This window comes from Rhodococcus sp. WS1, from assembly GCF_003797745.1.
GTDB classification, from domain to species: Bacteria; Actinomycetota; Actinomycetes; order Mycobacteriales; family Mycobacteriaceae; genus Rhodococcus_F; species Rhodococcus_F erythropolis.
The window spans coordinates 135,660-152,564 of record NZ_RKLZ01000002.1 but is presented as its reverse complement, the minus strand read 5'-3'; the positions used below and the strand labels follow the sequence as shown (position 1 = coordinate 152,564).

The following is a 16,905-nucleotide window of genomic DNA, read 5'->3' as shown; positions in this document are numbered from 1 at the left end:
TCCGAGATCGAAGTGGAGAGACGGGTTGCGTTTTCCTTGCCGGAGAACGCAACCCGTTTCGATGGGGAGGGGTATGTATGGGTATCGGGGTTTCGAGAAGGTCGGTTCTGAAGGGGTCGGCAGTCGGCACGGTGGCGGTTGCATTGGGTGCAAAGGCAAGTGCTGTTCCAACCGGGAGCGCGGACATCGAGTCGCCGTTGATTTTTCATTCGCCGGAGTTCGAGCCGTTTTGTGACGAACTACCCTCGTTGTCGACGCTTTCCGGAAACGAGATCACGCTGACAGCGCAAGTGGGGCAACATGCCTTTCATCGGGATTTTCCATCGTCCCCGGCACTGTCGTACCGCAGCGGAGAGATCGGTGGCGGTTATCTGGGCCCGACCGTCGAGGCGCATTCCGGCGAGCCGATCATGTTGACGTTCGAGAACGATCTGACCGGACATCCGTTGGCAGCGGACATGGATATGACGCTGCACGGAATGCAGACCGACTTTCGTGCGAACCCGCCGACGTCGTTGCACTTGCACGGTGGAGTCACTTCACCTGAGAGCGACGGCCACCCGGAACTGCTGGTGATGCCGGGACAGGCTGCGATGCATCACTTTTCGCACGGTCAGGAAGCCGCCCACCTCTGGTATCACGATCACGCGATGGGCATCACCCGGCTCAACGTCTACGCCGGTCTGATCGGCAACTATCTGATCAGGGATGAATTCGACACCGGCAAACTGGGAAATCCGTTGGGGTTGCCGGCCGAGGAATTCGAGATCCCGTTGATCCTGCAGGAGAAGATCTTCACGCCGACAGGCGCCCAGAACGGCCGATCCACCATCTTGATCCCGGAAGGATCGTGGGAAGGCGGCGCGGTTGGCGACGTCGGCTTGGTCAACGGCAAGGTGTGGCCGGAACTGTCTGTGGCTCGGGGCCTTTACCGCTTCCGCATCGTCAATGCGTCGTCGGCAAGTGTGTGGAATCTTCACTTCTCGAACATGATGACGTTCTGGGTCATCGGCAACGACGCCGGAATGCTCGACGCACCCGTCGCGGTCAATGCCTTCCGCTGCGCACCGGGGGAGCGGTACGACCTCCTCGTCGATTTCACCGGACTGTCGGAGGGTTCGACGGTGGAGCTCCGCAACGACGAGGCGCCCCCGCTGCCCGCTGCTGTCATCGGTGAAGTGACTATGCCGCTGTTCTGCCGGTTCCGCGGCGACTCCAGGCGCGGATTCACCGGTGGTGTTCCGTCGCAACTGCGCGGTAGGCGCCGACAACGTGACGTTCTCGCCCCGTTGGAGCAGCCGACGGTAATTCGCACGGTGACAGTGAGCCAGCAACTGGAACTGCGGAATCCACCGGCTCAGATGACGCTGAACAACCTGACGTTCAGCACCACGGACGTCGAGAGGCCGCGGCAAGGCACCGTCGAGCAGTGGAACATCGTCAACACCACGCCGGACCCGCATCCGATACACCTGCACCTGGTGAATTTCCGGATTCTCGGCAGGACACCGATGCGGACGCTGGAGTACTTGATCCGCCATCCGCAGCCGGTGATCGGCAACAAGTGGACTCCGTCGCCCGACGGGTTCGAGGCGGGGCCGATGATCGCGCCGGCGCCGTGGGAAGCGGGGATGAAGGACACCGTCAGGGTGGACGGCGGCACTGTCACCCGGATCATCGTGCGATTCCCCACCGAGGATGAGCTGGGTTTCGATCCCGACGCGATGTTCGATCGTCTTCCGAGCGCTGTGATGACGGGCGGTGGGATGACGGGCGGTGATCAGGCGCATCAGGGAAACGGGCATCACGGCATGAGCAACCACGACGCGAGTAACACCGGTCGGCTCCAGGGATACGTGTGGCATTGCCATCTACTCGATCACGAAGATCACGACATGATGTTGCCGTATCGCATCGTGCCGTGAGTGCTTCCGGGGGCGCTCTCGAAATGAACCGAAGCGGGCAGGCGTTCGCGCGTCGGATCACCTCGGTCACCTAGCAGGATCGCTTCGGTCCTTCCCATGAATTTGGAACACGTTCTACAGTGAAAGGGCTGAGGTCTGTACCTCGGCCATGCGCCACCACCGAAGGCGGCGCGGACGATCTGCAGACCGGTTCGACGAATTACACGGAAGGAACACCTCACAGTGACCACAGAGGCATTCATTTATGAAGCCATCCGTACCCCGCGAGGCCGCGGCAAGAAGACCGGGTCGTTGCACTCGGTCAAGCCGATCTCGCTGGTCACGGGTCTGATCCAGGAACTGCGCGTGCGCTTTCCCGACCTCGACGAGGATCGGATCTCCGACCTCATCCTGGGCGTCGTCACCCCCGTTGGCGATCAGGGAATGGACATCGCCCGCGTTGCAGTCAACGATGCGGGACTGCCGGACACCGTCGGCGGCGTTCAGCTCAACCGTTTCTGCGCTTCCGGCCTCGAAGCCGTCAACATGGCAGCTCAGAAGGTTCGGTCCGGCTGGGACGAACTGGTGATCGCCGGTGGCGTCGAGTCGATGTCCCGCGTTCCGATGGGATCCGACGGTGGACCGTGGGCGCTCGACCCCGCCACCAACTACGACAACTACTTCGTGCCGCAGGGCGTCGGCGCAGACCTCATCGCCACCATCGAGGGCTTCTCGCGTGACGACGTCGATGCATACGCCGTGCGCTCGCAGGACCTCGCCGCCAAGGCGTGGACCGGCGGATACTTCGCCAAGTCGGTAGTGCCGGTCAAGGACATCAACGGCATCACCATCCTCGACAACGACGAGCACATGCGTCCGGGCACCACGGCCGAGAACCTTGCCGGCCTGGCTTCCGCGTTCGGTGTGATCGGTGAAATCGGCGGATTCGACGCCGTATCGCTGCAGAAGTACCACTGGGTCGAGAAGATCAACCACGTTCACCACGGCGGCAACAGCTCGGGAATCGTCGACGGCGCTGCCCTCGTGCTCGTCGGTAGCGAGCAGGCCGGCAAGGACATGGGTCTGACGCCGCGCGCTCGCGTCGTCGCCACCGCCACCAGCGGCGCCGACTCCACCATCATGCTCACCGGCCCGACGCCGGCGTCGAAGAAGGTTCTGGCAGCTGCCGGCCTGACGGTCGACGACATCGACCTCTTCGAGATCAACGAGGCATTCGCTTCCGTCGTCCTGAAGTTCCAGAAGGACCTGAACATCCCGGACGAGAAGCTCAACGTCAACGGTGGCGCGATCGCCATGGGTCACCCGCTCGGTGCAACCGGCGCGATGATCACCGGAACGATGGTCGACGAGCTCGAGCGTCGTGGCGGCAAGCGCGCCCTCATCACCCTGTGCATCGGCGGCGGTATGGGCGTTGCCACCATCATCGAGCGCGTCTGACGCGGCGTCCGTCCTTCCAACGAGGCTTACCAGGAGTCAAGCAAAGTGACTGATCAGAACATCATCAACTGGGACCAGGACGCCGACGGCATCGTCGTGCTCACCATCAACGATCCCAACCAGGGCGCAAACACCATGAACGACGCGTACATCGCGTCGATGAAGGCCACCGTCGACCGTCTGGTCGCCGAGAAGGACTCCATCACCGGTGCCGTCATCACCTCAGGCAAGAAGACCTTCTTCGCCGGTGGCGACCTCAAGAACATGATCAAGGTCGGCCCCGAGCAGGCCGAGGAGATCTACAACCACAGCGTCGAGATCAAGGCAGACCTGCGTCGCCTCGAAACTCTCGGCAAGCCGGTAGTCGCCGCCATCAACGGCGCGGCGCTCGGCGGCGGCCTCGAGATCGCTCTCGCGACCCACCACCGCATCGCGGCAGACGTCAAGGGCGTCAAGATCGGCCTGCCCGAGGTCACCCTCGGCCTGCTGCCCGGCGGCGGCGGCGTCGTGCGCACCGTGCGGATGCTCGGTCTGCAGAACGCGCTCATGGGCGTCCTGCTCCAGGGGCAGCAGCGTGGACCCGTTCAGGCCAAGGAAGTCGGCCTCATCGACGAGGTCGTCGGCTCGGTAGAAGAACTGGTTCCGGCTGCGAAGGCATGGATCAAGGCCAACCCCGAAGGCGGCGTTCAGCCGTGGGATGTCAAGGGCTACAAGATCCCTGGCGGAACCCCGTCCACCCCGGCATTCGCTGCCAACCTTCCGGCGTTCCCCGCGAACCTGCGTAAGCAGCTCAAGGGTGCTCCGATGCCGGCTCCGCGCGCCATCATGGCCGCAGCCGTCGAAGGCTCGCAGGTCGACATCGACAACGCGCTCCTCATCGAGGCTCGCTACTTCACCTCGCTGGTGACCGGCCGCGTCGCGAAGAACATGATTCAGGCGTTCTTCTTCGACCTGCAGTCGATCAACAGCGGCGGTTCACGTCCGGCAGGCATCGAGAAGTCCACCATCAAGAAGGTCGGCGTCCTCGGCGCGGGCATGATGGGCGCGGGCATCGCGTACGTCTCCGCGAAGGCCGGCTTCGACGTCGTCCTCAAGGACGTCAGCATCGAGGCTGCCAACAAGGGCAAGGCGTACGCCGAAGGCATTGAGGCCAAGGCACTCTCGCGCGGCAAGACCACGCAGGAGAAGTCCGACGCACTCCTCGCCAAGATCACCCCGACGGCTGACCCGGCAGATTTCGCCGGCGTCGACTTCGTCATCGAAGCGGTCTTCGAGAGCCAGGAACTCAAGCACAAGGTGTTCCAGGAGATCGAGGACATCGTCGATCCCAAGGCACTGCTGGGCTCGAACACCTCGACGCTGCCCATCACGGGTCTCGCCACCGGCGTGAAGCGTCAGGAAGACTTCATCGGCATCCACTTCTTCTCGCCCGTCGACAAGATGCCGCTGGTGGAGATCATCCGCGGTGAGAAGACTTCCGACGAGACTCTGGCTCGCGTGTTCGACTACGTCCAGGCGATCCGCAAGACGCCGATCGTGGTCAACGACTCGCGTGGCTTCTTCACCTCACGTGTCATCGGCACCTTCATCAACGAGGCCATCGGCATGCTCGCCGAGGGTGTCGAGCCTGCCACCATCGAGCAGGCCGGTATGCAGGCCGGTTACCCGGCTGCGCCGCTTCAGCTTTCGGATGAGCTCAACCTCACCCTCATGCAGAAGATCCGCAAGGAATCTGCCGACGCCGCCAAGGCCGAGGGCAAGGAACTGCCGGCAGATCCGGCCGGCGAGGTCATCAACACCCTCGTCGAGAAGTTCGATCGTAAGGGCAAGCTCGGTGGAGCCGGCTTCTACGATTACGCCGAGGGCAAGCGCACCGGCCTGTGGTCTGGACTCCGCGAGAACTTCAACTCCGGAACCTCCGACGCCCCGATCCAGGACCTCATCGACCGCATGCTGTTCATCGAGGCGATCGAGACGCAGAAGTGCTTCGACGAGAACGTCCTGATCACCACGGCGGACGCCAACATCGGCTCCATCATGGGCATCGGATTCCCGGCCTGGACCGGTGGCGTTCACCAGTTCATCGTCGGATACGAGGGCGGCACGGCCGGCTTCGTCGCTCGCGCAAAGGAACTCGCTGCGCAGTACGGCCCGCGGTTCACCCCGCCGGCTTCGCTAGGGGCATAGCCCCCGTGCGCGGTTAGGGAGTCTCAACACTTCCTAACCGCGCACAGCTTTATCCACAGATTGGTTTTCTCGGCGAAATCCTTCTGTATGTATTTGCAGGCTCGTCGTATGCCTTCACATACAGAAATCGATGCATTGCAGGCCATCGTCGATGCTCAGCACGGACTGGTCACTCACACCCAACTTCACACCATCGGATTTCCTCGCTCTCGCGTGAAACAACGAGTTGAGGTCGGACGCTGGCAAACTGTTCTTCGCGGCGTCTACTCCGTCACCACGGGCCCATTGACCAGGTATGCCGTACTCGAGGCCGCGCTCTTGTACGGCGGCGGGTCGTCGATGCTCAGCCATCACACCGCCGCTGAGGAATGGTCGATGCGTCGGCCGGATGGCACTGCACCCGTGCATATCACCGTTCCGTACGGGAAGTCTGCGATCTCTCAGGCCGCCACTTTCGTTCGTGGCCTCGGCGCCGACCGACATCCATCACCCCTGATCGGCACTGTCCTCCATCCCGGCGTTGTGGTCCACCGTTCGAGGGCTCATCGTCACATCGGCGTCGACGAGCAGATGCCGCGCACCGGCAAGGCTGATACAGCACTCGATCTGGCCGTCGCAGAACCGACTCCGCGCGAGGCCTATGTCAGCCTCATCACCACAGTCACCAACGGCCGCATCCGCTTGACGGACATCCGCCGACGCATGGAGGAGCGCTCACCCCGTAGATACCGGAAGGCCCTCGAAAGTGCGGTGAAGCTTTTGGCAGACGGGGTGCAATCGACTCTCGAATATCACTATGCGGTGGATGTGGAGCAGGCACACGGGTTGCCGTCGGCCAGACGCCAATCACCGGTTCGCGTCGACGGTCGCACACTGTACGAGGATTGTGATTACAGCGAAGTGGGTGTGCCGCTGATCGTGCGTCTCGACGGTCGGTGGGCGCATTCCATGGCCGAGGTGGCATTCCGTGATCGCCGTCGTGACAACGCGGCAGAGCTGGCAGGTCGTCCGCGGTTGGTCTACGGATTCGACGAGGTGATGAAGACCCCGTGCCAGGTTGCGCACGAGGTGGAGATGGTCTTGCGGCGGGGAGGTTGGGAGAGAAGAGGGGAGAACCCCTGCGGGGCCTGTGAGTGGTTAAGGAGTGCAGAGACTCCTTAACCACTCACAGGGAGCGGAGCTCCCTAGGCCTTCCACCACGGGCGAAGCGGCACATGCGCCTCGCCCTTGGGGCCGAGCTTGACGGCCAGAACCTGGTGCAGCTGAACGACATTGCGCTCGAACCCGAGTCGTGAGCCGGCCATGTACAGGCCCCAGACGCGTGCGGTTCCCTCGCCGACCTCGGCGACGCAGGCGTCCCAGTTGTCGACGAGGTTCTGGCACCATCCGGCGAGCGTCAGTGCGTAGTGCTCGCGCAGGTTTTCCTCGTGGCGCACCTCGAGACCGACGTTCTGGATCTCGGAGATGATGCGACCCGAACCGGTGAGCTCCCCGTCGGGGAAGACGTACCGGTCGATGAATCCGCCTGCCTTGGCACTGCTTCGGTTGTCCGGACGGGTGATGCAGTGGTTGAGCAGACGCCCACCCTCACGCAGCTTGCCCTTGAGGAACTCGAAGTACGCCGGGTAGTTTCCGACGCCGATGTGCTCGGTCAGGCCGATGGAGGACACTGCGTCGAATCCGGTCTCGGCCACGTCGCGGTAGTCGGAGAAACGGACCTGGGCGAGATCGGCGAGGCCCTCGTCCTCGATCGCCTTCTGTGCCCAATCCGCTTGCTCGCGTGAGAGAGTCACGCCGATCACCTTGACACCGCGTCGGGCCGCGTAGCGAACCATCGAGCCCCAGCCGCAACCGATGTCGAGAAGTCGATCACCCTTCTGGAGTCCGAGCTTCTCGAACACCAGGCGGTACTTGTTCTCCTGGGCTTCTTCGAGCGTCTGTTCCGCATTGTCGTAGGCGGCACAGGTGTACGTCATGGACGGGCCGAGGACGTACTCGTAGAAGGTGTTGGAGACGTCGTAATGGTGATGGATGACTTCGGCGTCACGAGTCTTGGAGTGACGCAGTCCTTCTGCGACGCGACGCCAGCGAGGAAGGTGTTCCTGTGGCGGCGGGGCGATGGGCCGCAACAGATCCCAGCCCAGTGAGCGGGTGATGCTGGCGAGTGTCAGTGCCGACGGGCGCTTGAGGTGGAGTTCGTCACCCATGATGCGCAGGATCTCGTACGGATCACCGGGGTGAACACCCTCGGCTTCGAGATCACCGGAGACGTACGCGCGGGCCATGCCGAGATCGCCGGGCGCCGTTGCGAGATAAGTGGTTCCGCGAGTCGACTTGAGGTGCAGTCCGTAGTCGGCATCTTCGGGACCGGCGGTGCTGCCGTCGTACGCGGTGAATCGAAGCGGCAGCATGCCGTCGGAAAGCGTCTCGAGAATCTCGGCAATAGAGAGCTTGTCCTGGCTTTTGGAGTCTTTGAACGTGGTCATTTACGTTGCACCGCCTTAGAGAATAGATCCAATAAACGGGATTTCGGGTCGTAGCGTTCCTTGAGTCCGATGTACCGGTCGCCGCCGTAGTACAGCTCCTCGAAGTCTTCCTTCGAGTAGTAGGAGTCGGAGTAGAGCGATTTGTGTCCGTCGAAATCGCTGACCTTTTCTTCGATCAGTCGATTTGCTGCCCCCTCGCGCTCGCCGGGAACGATCGGCACCGAAGACCAGAAGCCGATGTTGACGTAGGTGCGCTTGGGTTCGAGGGGGTAGAGGGGCCACGGCCGAGAAGCTGAGGCAGCGGCCGGGCTGGGCTCACGAAGACGCAACGGGCACAACCACAGTGGTTCGATCGGAATTTCCTCGAGGAACCAAGAGACGAAGTCCGCGGTTCGTTCGATGGGTACCTCGACGTCCTGGACGACGCGTTCGCGCGGGGGCTTGCCCTTGCGCTTTTCGAGGCGATCTCCGATGTCGTACTTGTGGTCGAGGGCGATCAGCTTCCAGTAGAAGCTGCTGCGCAGGTACTGCTTGGGCCAGAAGCGTCGAATCTTCGGGTTCTGTGCACCGAAAGCCCGTGAGCACCAGAACCAGTCGGTGTCCCAGCGCCACAGGTAGTCCCGAATGGTCAAGCGATCCGTCTTGGGCTGTGTGAGTGACGGATGCTGGATCGACCGGTAGAAGATGTCCTGGTCGGTGTAATCGCTGACCGGGCCTTCCTCGTCGGTTTGTACGCCGAGTGTGAGGTAGCTCTCGGAATCGGTGAAGACCACCCCGTCGAGATAGTCGACGGCGATCCCGTCGTACTCGCGCTCGTTGACGATGCGATCCATCGTTTCTTCGAGCTTCTTCAACGAATCGAAACGCACGTGTCGCAGGGCGACGTACTTCTTGACGGGTTCGAGTGCGATCTTCAATCGCGTCGAATAGCCAAGTGTGCCGTAGGAATTGGGGAAACCGAAGAACAGTTCGGCGTGTTCGCCGTCCGGCGTAGCGGTGATGATCTCGCCGCTCCCGGTCAGTACGTCGATTTCGAGCACCGACTCGTGTGGCAGGCCGTTGCGGAACGAGGTGGACTCGATGCCCAGGCCCGTCACCGCACCGCCCAGGGTGATGGTCTTGAGTTGAGGTACGACCAGTGGCGCCAGACCGTAGGGCAGCGTCGCGTCGACGAGGTCTTCGTAGGTGCACATGCCGGCGACGTCGGCTGTGTGCGCCTGCGCATCGACGGCGATGACACCTGCCAGACCGCTGACGTCGAGGCCGGGGGCCGACGTCTTGGCGCGAGCGCGGAACAGATTGGATGTCTTCTTTGCCAGGCGTACAGAAGCATCGGCGGGAATGGCGCGGTATGACGCGAGTAGGCGTTCGACGCCTTCTCTGTGCTGCTCGAACCCCATTTCACGCGCAGCATCGGAACCCGGGCCTTGCTTTGTCCGGATTCGATCTAACTTCTGAACTACCCCATTGAACGAGAGAGTCACACCCTGACGCTATCGGTAGTTGCGTGTGCAAGCTATCCGGAGGGGTATTAATGCCCGAATTTGATCGAGTTGTTGCAATCGAACTCGGTAAATGCTCCGAGTGGTGAACCAGCTCACACGGAATGGGTAGATGGTCGAGATACCCGGGCGCAGCAGGCAGTATGGAAAGGAATATCTGCGCAGTTCGAGGTGCGGATTCGGGTAGTCATTCGCGGTATCGAGCCGCGTTGGTCGAGCAAGGAGACGTAGGGCATATGGGTCAGGTCAATGCAATGAGTTCGATAGTCGTCACAGCAGCACCCGACAAGGTGCTCGCGGCGCTCGCGGACTACGAGACGGTTCGCCCGCGGATCCTGTCCGAGCAGTACCTCGACTACAAGGTCGTCGAAGGCGGCCAGGGTGACGGCACCGTCGCGCAGTGGACGCTGAAGGCGACGGAAAAGCGCTCGCGCAACGTCAAGGCCACCGTTACGGTCGACGGCAACGTCATCACCGAGAAGGACGCGAACTCCAGCCTCGTCACCACCTGGACCGTTGCCCCCAACGGCACCGGAACGACGGTGACGACGCTCACCCAGTGGCAGGGTGCCACCGGTATCGGCGGATTCTTCGAGCGCACGTTCGCCCCGAAGGGTCTGCAGCGCATCCAGGCCCAGGTCCTGGACAACCTCAAGCGCGAACTCGTCTAACTGATCCTGCATCACCGAGATGGCGTCGTACCTTCACCGGTACGGCGCCTTCTTTCATGGGCCGGTAATGATCCGCCCCAATTCGGTGAGTGCGGGGTTTCCGCTTTCCCAGTAGTCGCTGTGAACTCCGAACCCAGGCTGCCCGGGTGATCCGGCGAATATCTGCGCGCCGAATTCCGGATCCGACGGGTCGAACCCGTGGACTCCGAGGATCTTGGGGATCAATTGGACCGGATCCCAGAAGGCCGTCGTCGAATGAACATGGCGCGCCACCTCGTCCGAGTCGACGCCGTCCAGGCTCAGTTCGTTCACGCTCTCGACATCGACGCCCGGGCTTGCGACAAAAACCAGTTCGTCGACGTCGAGAGAAGCGCCACGGGTAGTCGCAGCACCGACGACGGTGCTGCCGTAGGAATGACCGATCACCACGTTGTGCGACGGCTGACCGTCATGCGAGGTTCGTAACCCGTCCTGGAAGCTGTCCAGCCTCGGTGCCGCGGAGTTGGCGTGCTGATCCGAGGCTGCATCGGGAATGCCTGGGGGAGCGTCGTATCCGGACCACAGGATCACTGATGTGGCTTCCGTTGGCGCCGCCCTCACCGCCGAGTCGTACATGGCCTTGGTTCGTTGCAGATCTCCGCCGACGCCCGACAGCCCGGAGCCGGTTCCGGGAACCAGTGTTGCGACGTTGTCGGCGGCATCGGGATTACCGACTGCCACTACGGCGTGCCCATCCGTGACCGAGAGAAGGAACGTGTCCGGTCGCAGTTCGCCGCGCACGGCCGTGTATCCGGCAGCTACCGTTCGATCCGGCAACTGCTCGAGCGCAGAGAGGTACCGCCGGTTGTAGTAGTCCCGGTCTAGAGCGGGAAGGCCGTCGCGGCTACCGATGGACGGATCCCACCTCGCCAACGCGTCTTTCTCGTTGGGAGTGAGCGATTCCCACAGTCGGTGTAGCTCCGTTGGTGTCCCGGGGAGTGTCGACCTCCCATCGATGATGTCGACGACAGTGCGGTTGAGGCGATCAGTCTGATTGCCAAGGAGTGATCCGATCTCCCGGAATGCCTCACCCAGAGCAGTCGCGGCCCGGTTTTCTTCATCGTCGAGTGCCGTCAATGCAGTGGAGATCCTCTGCTGAAAAATCTCTGCAGCCGTGGCGTTTTCGGAATCTTGCATGACGTCGGCCAGATTCCACGGCTGCTTCGTCTCAGGCGCCGATACAGCTCCACTGTCTGACACCGTCAAGCCGTGTTCGAGAGTCGCCTCTTCGACCAGGTCCAGAACTGATTTTCGCGCTGCACCGATCGTATTGGCTGCTCTGCCATATAGATCCGCAACTATGCGAACAGCAATCGACAGCCGCGACGAGGAAAGCGAGATGCCAGACCACTGCACTGCCGCCGCGCTCGACGCTTGTCCCTGCCAGAATTCGCGGACGCCGTCGATGCTGCGTCCGGCGTCATTGCCGAGAGCTTCGATCTGCCGGTCGATGTCGATCAGTTCCGAAGCGCTCGTGCGCAATTTCTCCGGTGACCACGTTCGAAGCTGAGAGATGGTGGACTGCATCAGTAGGTTCCGCGCAGTTCGGACACCACTTCGCCCTCGGCAGCGTCGTACAGACGTGCTGCGGCAGCGGTTCCCGACGCCATGAGTCCCAATTGCGTAGCCAGGTACCGGTACGCGTCGGCGATGACTCCGGCATTCCCAGTCGACACAGCCGCGACAGCGGACGAGGTCAGGGCCGCCGCGGCTTCGAAAATCGGGCCGGCGGAATCGATCCCCGAGATCTGATCCGCAATTCGAGACAGATCAGCTGAAAGTTGCTGCAGAGCAGCGAAATCTACCTGAAGTATCGGCCCCATGGCAGAACCGTATCCAGGTGAGCTGGCTAGCGGGACGGTGCCGAGTTTCCTGTGGACAATCGGGATTTCTCCACAGTAGCGAGGTCAGGGGGTTGTCAGGAAGGCGGTGACTCCGCTGGTGACGGCGGTTGCGTACTCCTGCTGACCGTCCGGGCTCGTCATGCGCGCTGCCTCGTCGGCATTTCGCATGTTGCCGAGTTCGACCAGAATCGACGGCCGCTGCGACAGATTGAGACCCGTCAGATCGGCGCGTGGCGCCAACCCGTCGTCACCGATGTAGGTCGACGGGGTGAGCCCGGCGGTGACGAGTGAGTCGCGCATGGTTTCGGCAAAGGCGACGGACGGGCCGGCCTGCACCGTATTCAGCGGGGGCGCGGAGTAGCAGACGTGGAAGCCCTCGGCCCCGGCCGCTGCGCCGTCCGCGTGAATGCTCACCACTACGTCGGCGCCGGAGGAATTGGCGGCTTCGGCACGTGCGTCGACGCATGATCCGACGCTGACGTCATCGGGTCGACTCAGGACGACAGTTGCGCCTTGGCCTTCGAGCTCGCTCTTGACCAGGCTCGCGACTTCCCAGTTGAAGGTGTGCTCGGGGAACCCGGCATCGGTGTTGGTGCCGGTGGTCTGGCAGTTCTTGGTGCCGCCGCGGCCCGTGGGGACCTGGGTGTTGATGCTGTCGTCGTTCGCCCCGCTGTGCCCGGGATCAAGGAAGACGACCTTGCCGGTGAGCGCAGCGGGGACGTCAGCGGCCACAGTGCTGAGCGGAGACACCTCGACCGAAGTCGTGGCCTCGGCAGTCTCGGTCGGAATCGTGCACGCAGCGCTCAGAAGCCCAGCCCCGACCACGGCGATCAGGGCAGTGGAGCGGAACACACGTGATGCCATGTTTGACCTACCTGACGGTTTTACGGTGTCTGACTGGTTCCGGCGCACCCGCTCACGGTAGCGCGCACCGACTACGCTGGTGGGGATAACTCTGTAGAAAGGACCGCTCGTGCAACCAGGTGGAGCACCCGACATGTCTGCTCTGTTGGCTCAGGCTCAGCAGATGCAGCAGCAATTGATGGCGGCGCAGCAGGAAATGGCTCAGGCCGAAGTGACCGGTCAGGCCGGTGGCGGACTGGTTGTCGCCACGGTCAAGGGCACCGGCGAGGTTGTCGGTCTGCAGATCGATCCCAAGGTCGTCGACCCTGAAGACGTCGAGACGCTGCAGGATCTGGTGATCGGCGCGATCGAGGACGCTTCGCGCAAAGCACAGGAAGTCGCTGCTGAGAAGCTCGGCCCGTTGGCCGGCGGACTCGGCGGAGGCCTTCCCGGTCTCCCCGGCTTCTAGAAACGAGAACGCGTGTACGAAGGTCCGGTTCAGGATCTGATCGACGAACTCGGGAAGCTTCCCGGAGTCGGGCCGAAGAGCGCTCAACGCATCGCTTTTCACCTGCTCTCCGTGGAGCCTCCCGAGATCGACCGTTTGAAAAATGCATTGCAGCGCATCCGTGACGGCGTTCAGTTCTGCACGGTGTGCGGAACTGTGTCCGATCAGGAGAAGTGCCGCATCTGCGCCGACGCACGTCGCGATCGCACGGTGATCTGCGTCGTGGAGGAACCGAAGGACGTCCAGGCCGTCGAACGCACCCGTGAGTTCAAGGGTCGCTACCACGTGCTCGGCGGTGCGCTCAATCCGCTCTCGGGGATCGGGCCGGACCAGTTGCGTATCCGGGAGTTGTTGGCTCGCATCGCAAATCAGGAGGACGGCGTCGACGTGTCCGAGGTCATCATCGCCACCGACCCCAACACGGAGGGTGAGGCGACAGCTACCTATCTCGTTCGCATGATGCGAGACATTCCGGGGCTGACGGTGTCTCGGTTGGCTTCGGGTCTTCCGATGGGTGGCGATCTCGAATTCGCAGACGAGTTGACGCTGGGTCGGGCATTGTCCGGCCGTCGTGAATTGTCGCGGAACGCTTGATGAGCGGCACGGAGCAAGGTCAGCAGGTGCGTCGTACGTCCGAGCAGACGCGTGCGCAGATCATCGCGTCGGCCGGGAAAGCATTCGCGACTCGGCCGTACCGCGAAATCACGCTCAAGGACATCGCCGAAGACGCAGGCGTCAGCGCACCTCTGATCATCAAGTACTTCGGTTCCAAAGAGCAGTTGTACGACGAGTTGGTCGACTTCCGGGCAGCAGCGGTCACGGTCTTCGACGCCCCGAACGACTCGCTCGGCGAGCGCATGGTCTCGCTGTTCACCAAGCCGTTGGAGTCGTACAAGCCGCTGTCCATGAGCTTGTTGTTCATGAGCGGCGTCAGTGAAGAGAGCAACCGCAAGCTGCGCGAGAACTATTCGACGCAGATGATCGACACCCTCGCCGCTCGCCTGTCCGGCCCCGACGCGAGATTGCGCGCGGAACTGGCGATGTCGATGGTGGTCGGAGTGGCGATCATGCGCCGACGGATGATGGCCGGCCACGCCACCGGCACCCAGGACGAAGTGGTTGCGCTGTACGCACCACTTGTCCAAAAGCTGCTCGACGGGTGAGCGGCATCACAATTCTTGCTTGGTAAATATCCGTTCACCTAATGTAGGTGAACGGATATTTACCTAGTGGGAACAGGCGGTGTGGGGTGACGACGCTCGACCGTCCGCCGGGCACGCCTGCAGCCACCACCCCCGACGCGAGTCTCGCGCAGTCGCGCTCCCGCTTTCTCTTCCCCATCGTTGTCGCCGCCGCCGTGTTCCAGGCTGTTCTGCAGACGGTCATCGTTCCACTGCTGCCGGAGTTGCCGCACTTCACCGGCGCTGGACGCACGGCCGTGTCCTGGCTGGTGACCGTAACGCTGCTGGTCGGCGCCGTCGTCACTCCCATTTTTGGCCGGCTCGCCGACATGTTCGGCAAGAAGAAGATGCTTCTGGTTGCCTTCTCGATGATGACTCTCGGCTCGATGTTGTGTGCGCTGTCGTCGGACATCGCTGTCCTCATCTTCGCGAGAGCGTTGCAGGGAGCCGGGTCGGCGGTCATCCCCATCGGAATCTCCATGCTGCGTGACGAATTGCCACGCAACAAGGTCAATGGCGCAGTGGCGATGATGAGTTCGACGCTCGGCGTCGGAACCGCTTTGGGCATACCGTTTTCTGCGATGATCGCGCAGTACTCGAACTGGCACGTCCTGTTCTGGGTAACCACCGCCATCGGACTGTCCGTGACTCTTGCTGCGGTGCTGTTCATTCGAGAGTCCGAGCCGAATCCGTCGGGAAGATTCGACGGCGTCGGGGCTGTCGGTCTGAGCGCCGCGATGATCGCTCTGCTCGTGCCGATCACTCAGGGGTCGAGTTGGGGATGGACCAGCGGAGCGGTGATCTCCATGCTGGCCGCGTCGGCGGTGCTGTTCACGCTCTGGGTAATTCAACAGCGGCGCAACGTCAATCCGCTGGTCGACGTCCGTGCTCTCGTGAAGCGTGCGGTGTTGATCCCGCATCTGGCGGCTCTGCTGGTCGGGTTCGCATTTTTCGGGAACACACTGATCACTACACAACTCCTCCAGGGGATGAAGGGGCCGGGCGCCGGGTATGGCCTGTCGATCATCGCAGCAGCGCTCTGCCAGATTCCGGCGAGTATCGCGATGGTGCTGTTCTCATCGGTTGCGGTGCGGATCACCGACCGCTTCGGTTCACGGACCGCGATGTTGACCGGTGCCGTGTTCCTCGCCGGCGGGTACGGGATTCACGCCGTTGCCGGTAAGCCGCTGTGGGGAGTGGTTGCAGCACTGGGCATCACAGCAGTCGGGACCGCCATCGTCTACAGCACGCTCTCGCTGCTGATTCTGGTTGCCGTGCCTCGACAGCGACTGGCGGCAGCCAACGGGGTGAACTCACTTCTGCGGACGTCCGGAAGCACGATCTGCAGCGCGACGGTGGCAACGATCCTCGCCGCGTTCGTGATCAGCGGTTCGGAACATTCCACGTCGTGGACCGGATTCTCCGTCGCCTACCTGGTGTGCGCGGGCTGCGCCGTGGTCGTGTTCGCAGTGTCGATCCTGTTGCCGCAGGGGCGAACCCCGAAACATCTGGACCTGCCGGATCTCGTCAGGCGACCCTGAATCCCGAGAGGAAGAGTGTGATCATCAGATCCGCGAACTCTTCGGTGGTGTATTTCTGGCGGTCCGGCCAATGCGTGGTCGACCACAGGGTGTCTCGTACCGATCGATAGAAAATCTCCGGGGCCACGTCTTTGCGGAAGATTCCCTGATCGACGCCTTCGGCGATCGCTTTCATCCAGTGCTCGCGGACTTGGCGGGAAGGCCCGTCGACGGATTGCAGGAGATCGTTGTCGCGTAGATACGCCCGATCGTTCTGGTAGATCGCCGTCGGGTGCGGGTGCAGTTCGATGACGACCAGGGTCTCGCGGATCAGGCCGCGTAGGACGTCCTCGGGGTCGTTCGCCGTCTTCTCCACCTGATCGAAGCGGAGTTGAATGTCGGTGATGAAGCCGCGCATGAGCTCGGCGACTATCGCATTCTTCGACTTGAAGTAGTGGTAGAGGCTGCCCGAGAACACACCAGCGGCGTCGCCGATCTCGCGAACGGTCGTGGTGGCGACACCCTTCCTGGCGAACAGCTCGGCTGAGCTCTCCAGGATCTTCTCCCGACGATCTGGTGATGCCACTGAAATCTCCACTGGTTGTCGGTCCTGCTCAGGGCAGGGTTTCGCGGGTGCCGGGCTGCCGGCGTCGAACGTAGCGCAATCCTGCCTGATGGCTCCGGCTCGAACCAATTCGTCGGTGAGATCGCGTGTTTCCACTTCCGGATTCCTATGCTAACTTCAAAATCAAGCGCTTGCTC

At 62.4% G+C, this 16,905-nt stretch carries 15 protein-coding genes; 9 read left to right on the top strand and 6 right to left on the bottom strand.

Translation table 11 applies throughout. The features are described from left to right. Positions 1-77 precede the first annotated feature (77 nt). The 4 genes from EEB12_RS13235 to EEB12_RS13220 all read left to right on the top strand — a co-directional run bounded on the left by EEB12_RS13235 (position 78) and on the right by EEB12_RS13220 (position 6,710). Positions 78-1,925: a multicopper oxidase domain-containing protein gene (locus tag EEB12_RS13235; protein WP_141487925.1), complete on the top strand. Its 1,848-nt coding sequence runs from the start codon at positions 78-80 to the stop codon at positions 1,923-1,925. A 222-nt stretch (positions 1,926-2,147) separates the two neighbouring features. Next, positions 2,148-3,362, top strand: a complete 1,215-nt coding sequence (locus tag EEB12_RS13230) for an acetyl-CoA C-acetyltransferase (protein WP_003943886.1) — start codon at positions 2,148-2,150, stop codon at positions 3,360-3,362. A gap of 45 nt (positions 3,363-3,407) precedes the next feature. After that, positions 3,408-5,549, top strand: a complete 2,142-nt coding sequence (locus tag EEB12_RS13225) for a 3-hydroxyacyl-CoA dehydrogenase NAD-binding domain-containing protein (protein WP_141487924.1) — start codon at positions 3,408-3,410, stop codon at positions 5,547-5,549. Between the two features lie 108 nt (positions 5,550-5,657). Beyond that, positions 5,658-6,710: a hypothetical protein gene (locus tag EEB12_RS13220; protein WP_258537479.1), complete on the top strand. Its 1,053-nt coding sequence runs from the start codon at positions 5,658-5,660 to the stop codon at positions 6,708-6,710. A gap of 23 nt (positions 6,711-6,733) precedes the next feature. On the opposite strand, the gene EEB12_RS13215 is transcribed toward EEB12_RS13220, so the two are convergent. After that, positions 6,734-8,035 carry a class I SAM-dependent methyltransferase gene (locus EEB12_RS13215; RefSeq protein WP_003943932.1) on the bottom strand — a complete coding sequence of 434 codons (1,302 nt, stop codon included), beginning with the start codon at positions 8,033-8,035 and terminating at the stop codon, positions 6,734-6,736. Further along, positions 8,032-9,435 carry an FAD-binding oxidoreductase gene (locus tag EEB12_RS13210; protein ID WP_141488676.1) on the bottom strand — a complete coding sequence of 468 codons (1,404 nt, stop codon included), beginning with the start codon at positions 9,433-9,435 and terminating at the stop codon, positions 8,032-8,034. The genes EEB12_RS13215 and EEB12_RS13210 overlap by 4 nt, the downstream gene beginning before the upstream one ends. A 338-nt stretch (positions 9,436-9,773) precedes the next feature. Here EEB12_RS13210 and EEB12_RS13200 point away from each other — a divergent pair, with 338 nt between their 5' ends. Next, positions 9,774-10,208, top strand: a complete 435-nt coding sequence (locus EEB12_RS13200) for an SRPBCC family protein (protein WP_019746544.1) — start codon at positions 9,774-9,776, stop codon at positions 10,206-10,208. Between the two features lie 54 nt (positions 10,209-10,262). Here EEB12_RS13200 and EEB12_RS13195 read toward each other — a convergent pair whose 3' ends face one another. The 3 genes from EEB12_RS13195 to EEB12_RS13185 form a co-directional block, all read right to left on the bottom strand. Beyond that, the gene (locus EEB12_RS13195) at positions 10,263-11,774 is read right to left on the bottom strand and encodes an alpha/beta hydrolase (protein ID WP_141487922.1); all 1,512 of its coding nucleotides are present in this window, start codon (positions 11,772-11,774) and stop codon (positions 10,263-10,265) included. Beyond that, complete coding sequence (locus EEB12_RS13190; protein WP_097387981.1) at positions 11,774-12,070, bottom strand: hypothetical protein; 297 nt, start codon at positions 12,068-12,070, stop codon at positions 11,774-11,776. The genes EEB12_RS13195 and EEB12_RS13190 overlap by 1 nt, the downstream gene beginning before the upstream one ends. An 84-nt stretch (positions 12,071-12,154) precedes the next feature. Further along, positions 12,155-12,955: an Rv3717 family N-acetylmuramoyl-L-alanine amidase gene (locus tag EEB12_RS13185; RefSeq protein WP_047888073.1), complete on the bottom strand. Its 801-nt coding sequence runs from the start codon at positions 12,953-12,955 to the stop codon at positions 12,155-12,157. Between the two features lie 109 nt (positions 12,956-13,064). Here EEB12_RS13185 and EEB12_RS13180 point away from each other — a divergent pair, with 109 nt between their 5' ends. The 4 genes from EEB12_RS13180 to EEB12_RS13165 all read left to right on the top strand — a co-directional run bounded on the left by EEB12_RS13180 (position 13,065) and on the right by EEB12_RS13165 (position 16,164). Beyond that, positions 13,065-13,403, top strand: coding sequence for a YbaB/EbfC family nucleoid-associated protein (locus EEB12_RS13180; protein WP_003943929.1), 339 nt, complete (start codon positions 13,065-13,067; stop codon positions 13,401-13,403). A 12-nt stretch (positions 13,404-13,415) separates the two neighbouring features. After that, entirely contained in the window at positions 13,416-14,036 is a 621-nt protein-coding gene (gene recR, locus EEB12_RS13175; protein ID WP_003943917.1) for a recombination mediator RecR, read from the top strand. Further along, positions 14,036-14,605, top strand: a complete 570-nt coding sequence (locus EEB12_RS13170) for a TetR/AcrR family transcriptional regulator (protein WP_007731538.1) — start codon at positions 14,036-14,038, stop codon at positions 14,603-14,605. The genes recR and EEB12_RS13170 overlap by 1 nt, the downstream gene beginning before the upstream one ends. Before the next feature lie 86 nt (positions 14,606-14,691). Next, positions 14,692-16,164 carry an MFS transporter gene (locus EEB12_RS13165; protein ID WP_141487921.1) on the top strand — a complete coding sequence of 491 codons (1,473 nt, stop codon included), beginning with the start codon at positions 14,692-14,694 and terminating at the stop codon, positions 16,162-16,164. On the opposite strand, the gene EEB12_RS13160 is transcribed toward EEB12_RS13165, so the two are convergent. Next, complete coding sequence (locus tag EEB12_RS13160; RefSeq protein WP_020968216.1) at positions 16,151-16,864, bottom strand: TetR/AcrR family transcriptional regulator; 714 nt, start codon at positions 16,862-16,864, stop codon at positions 16,151-16,153. The genes EEB12_RS13165 and EEB12_RS13160 overlap by 14 nt on opposite strands. Positions 16,865-16,905 lie beyond the last annotated feature (41 nt).

Coding starts and splice junctions, on each gene's coding strand:
- EEB12_RS13235 (WP_141487925.1), top strand. CDS start 78: ATGGGTATCGGGGTTTCGAGAAGGTCGGTTCTGAAGGGGTCGGCAGTC.
- EEB12_RS13195 (WP_141487922.1), bottom strand. CDS start 11,774: ATGCAGTCCACCATCTCTCAGCTTCGAACGTGGTCACCGGAGAAATTG.
- EEB12_RS13185 (WP_047888073.1), bottom strand. CDS start 12,955: ATGGCATCACGTGTGTTCCGCTCCACTGCCCTGATCGCCGTGGTCGGG.
- EEB12_RS13190 (WP_097387981.1), bottom strand. CDS start 12,070: ATGGGGCCGATACTTCAGGTAGATTTCGCTGCTCTGCAGCAACTTTCA.
- EEB12_RS13210 (WP_141488676.1), bottom strand. CDS start 9,435: ATGGGGTTCGAGCAGCACAGAGAAGGCGTCGAACGCCTACTCGCGTCA.
- EEB12_RS13200 (WP_019746544.1), top strand. CDS start 9,774: ATGGGTCAGGTCAATGCAATGAGTTCGATAGTCGTCACAGCAGCACCC.
- EEB12_RS13220 (WP_258537479.1), top strand. CDS start 5,658: ATGCCTTCACATACAGAAATCGATGCATTGCAGGCCATCGTCGATGCT.
- EEB12_RS13215 (WP_003943932.1), bottom strand. CDS start 8,035: ATGACCACGTTCAAAGACTCCAAAAGCCAGGACAAGCTCTCTATTGCC.
- EEB12_RS13170 (WP_007731538.1), top strand. CDS start 14,036: ATGAGCGGCACGGAGCAAGGTCAGCAGGTGCGTCGTACGTCCGAGCAG.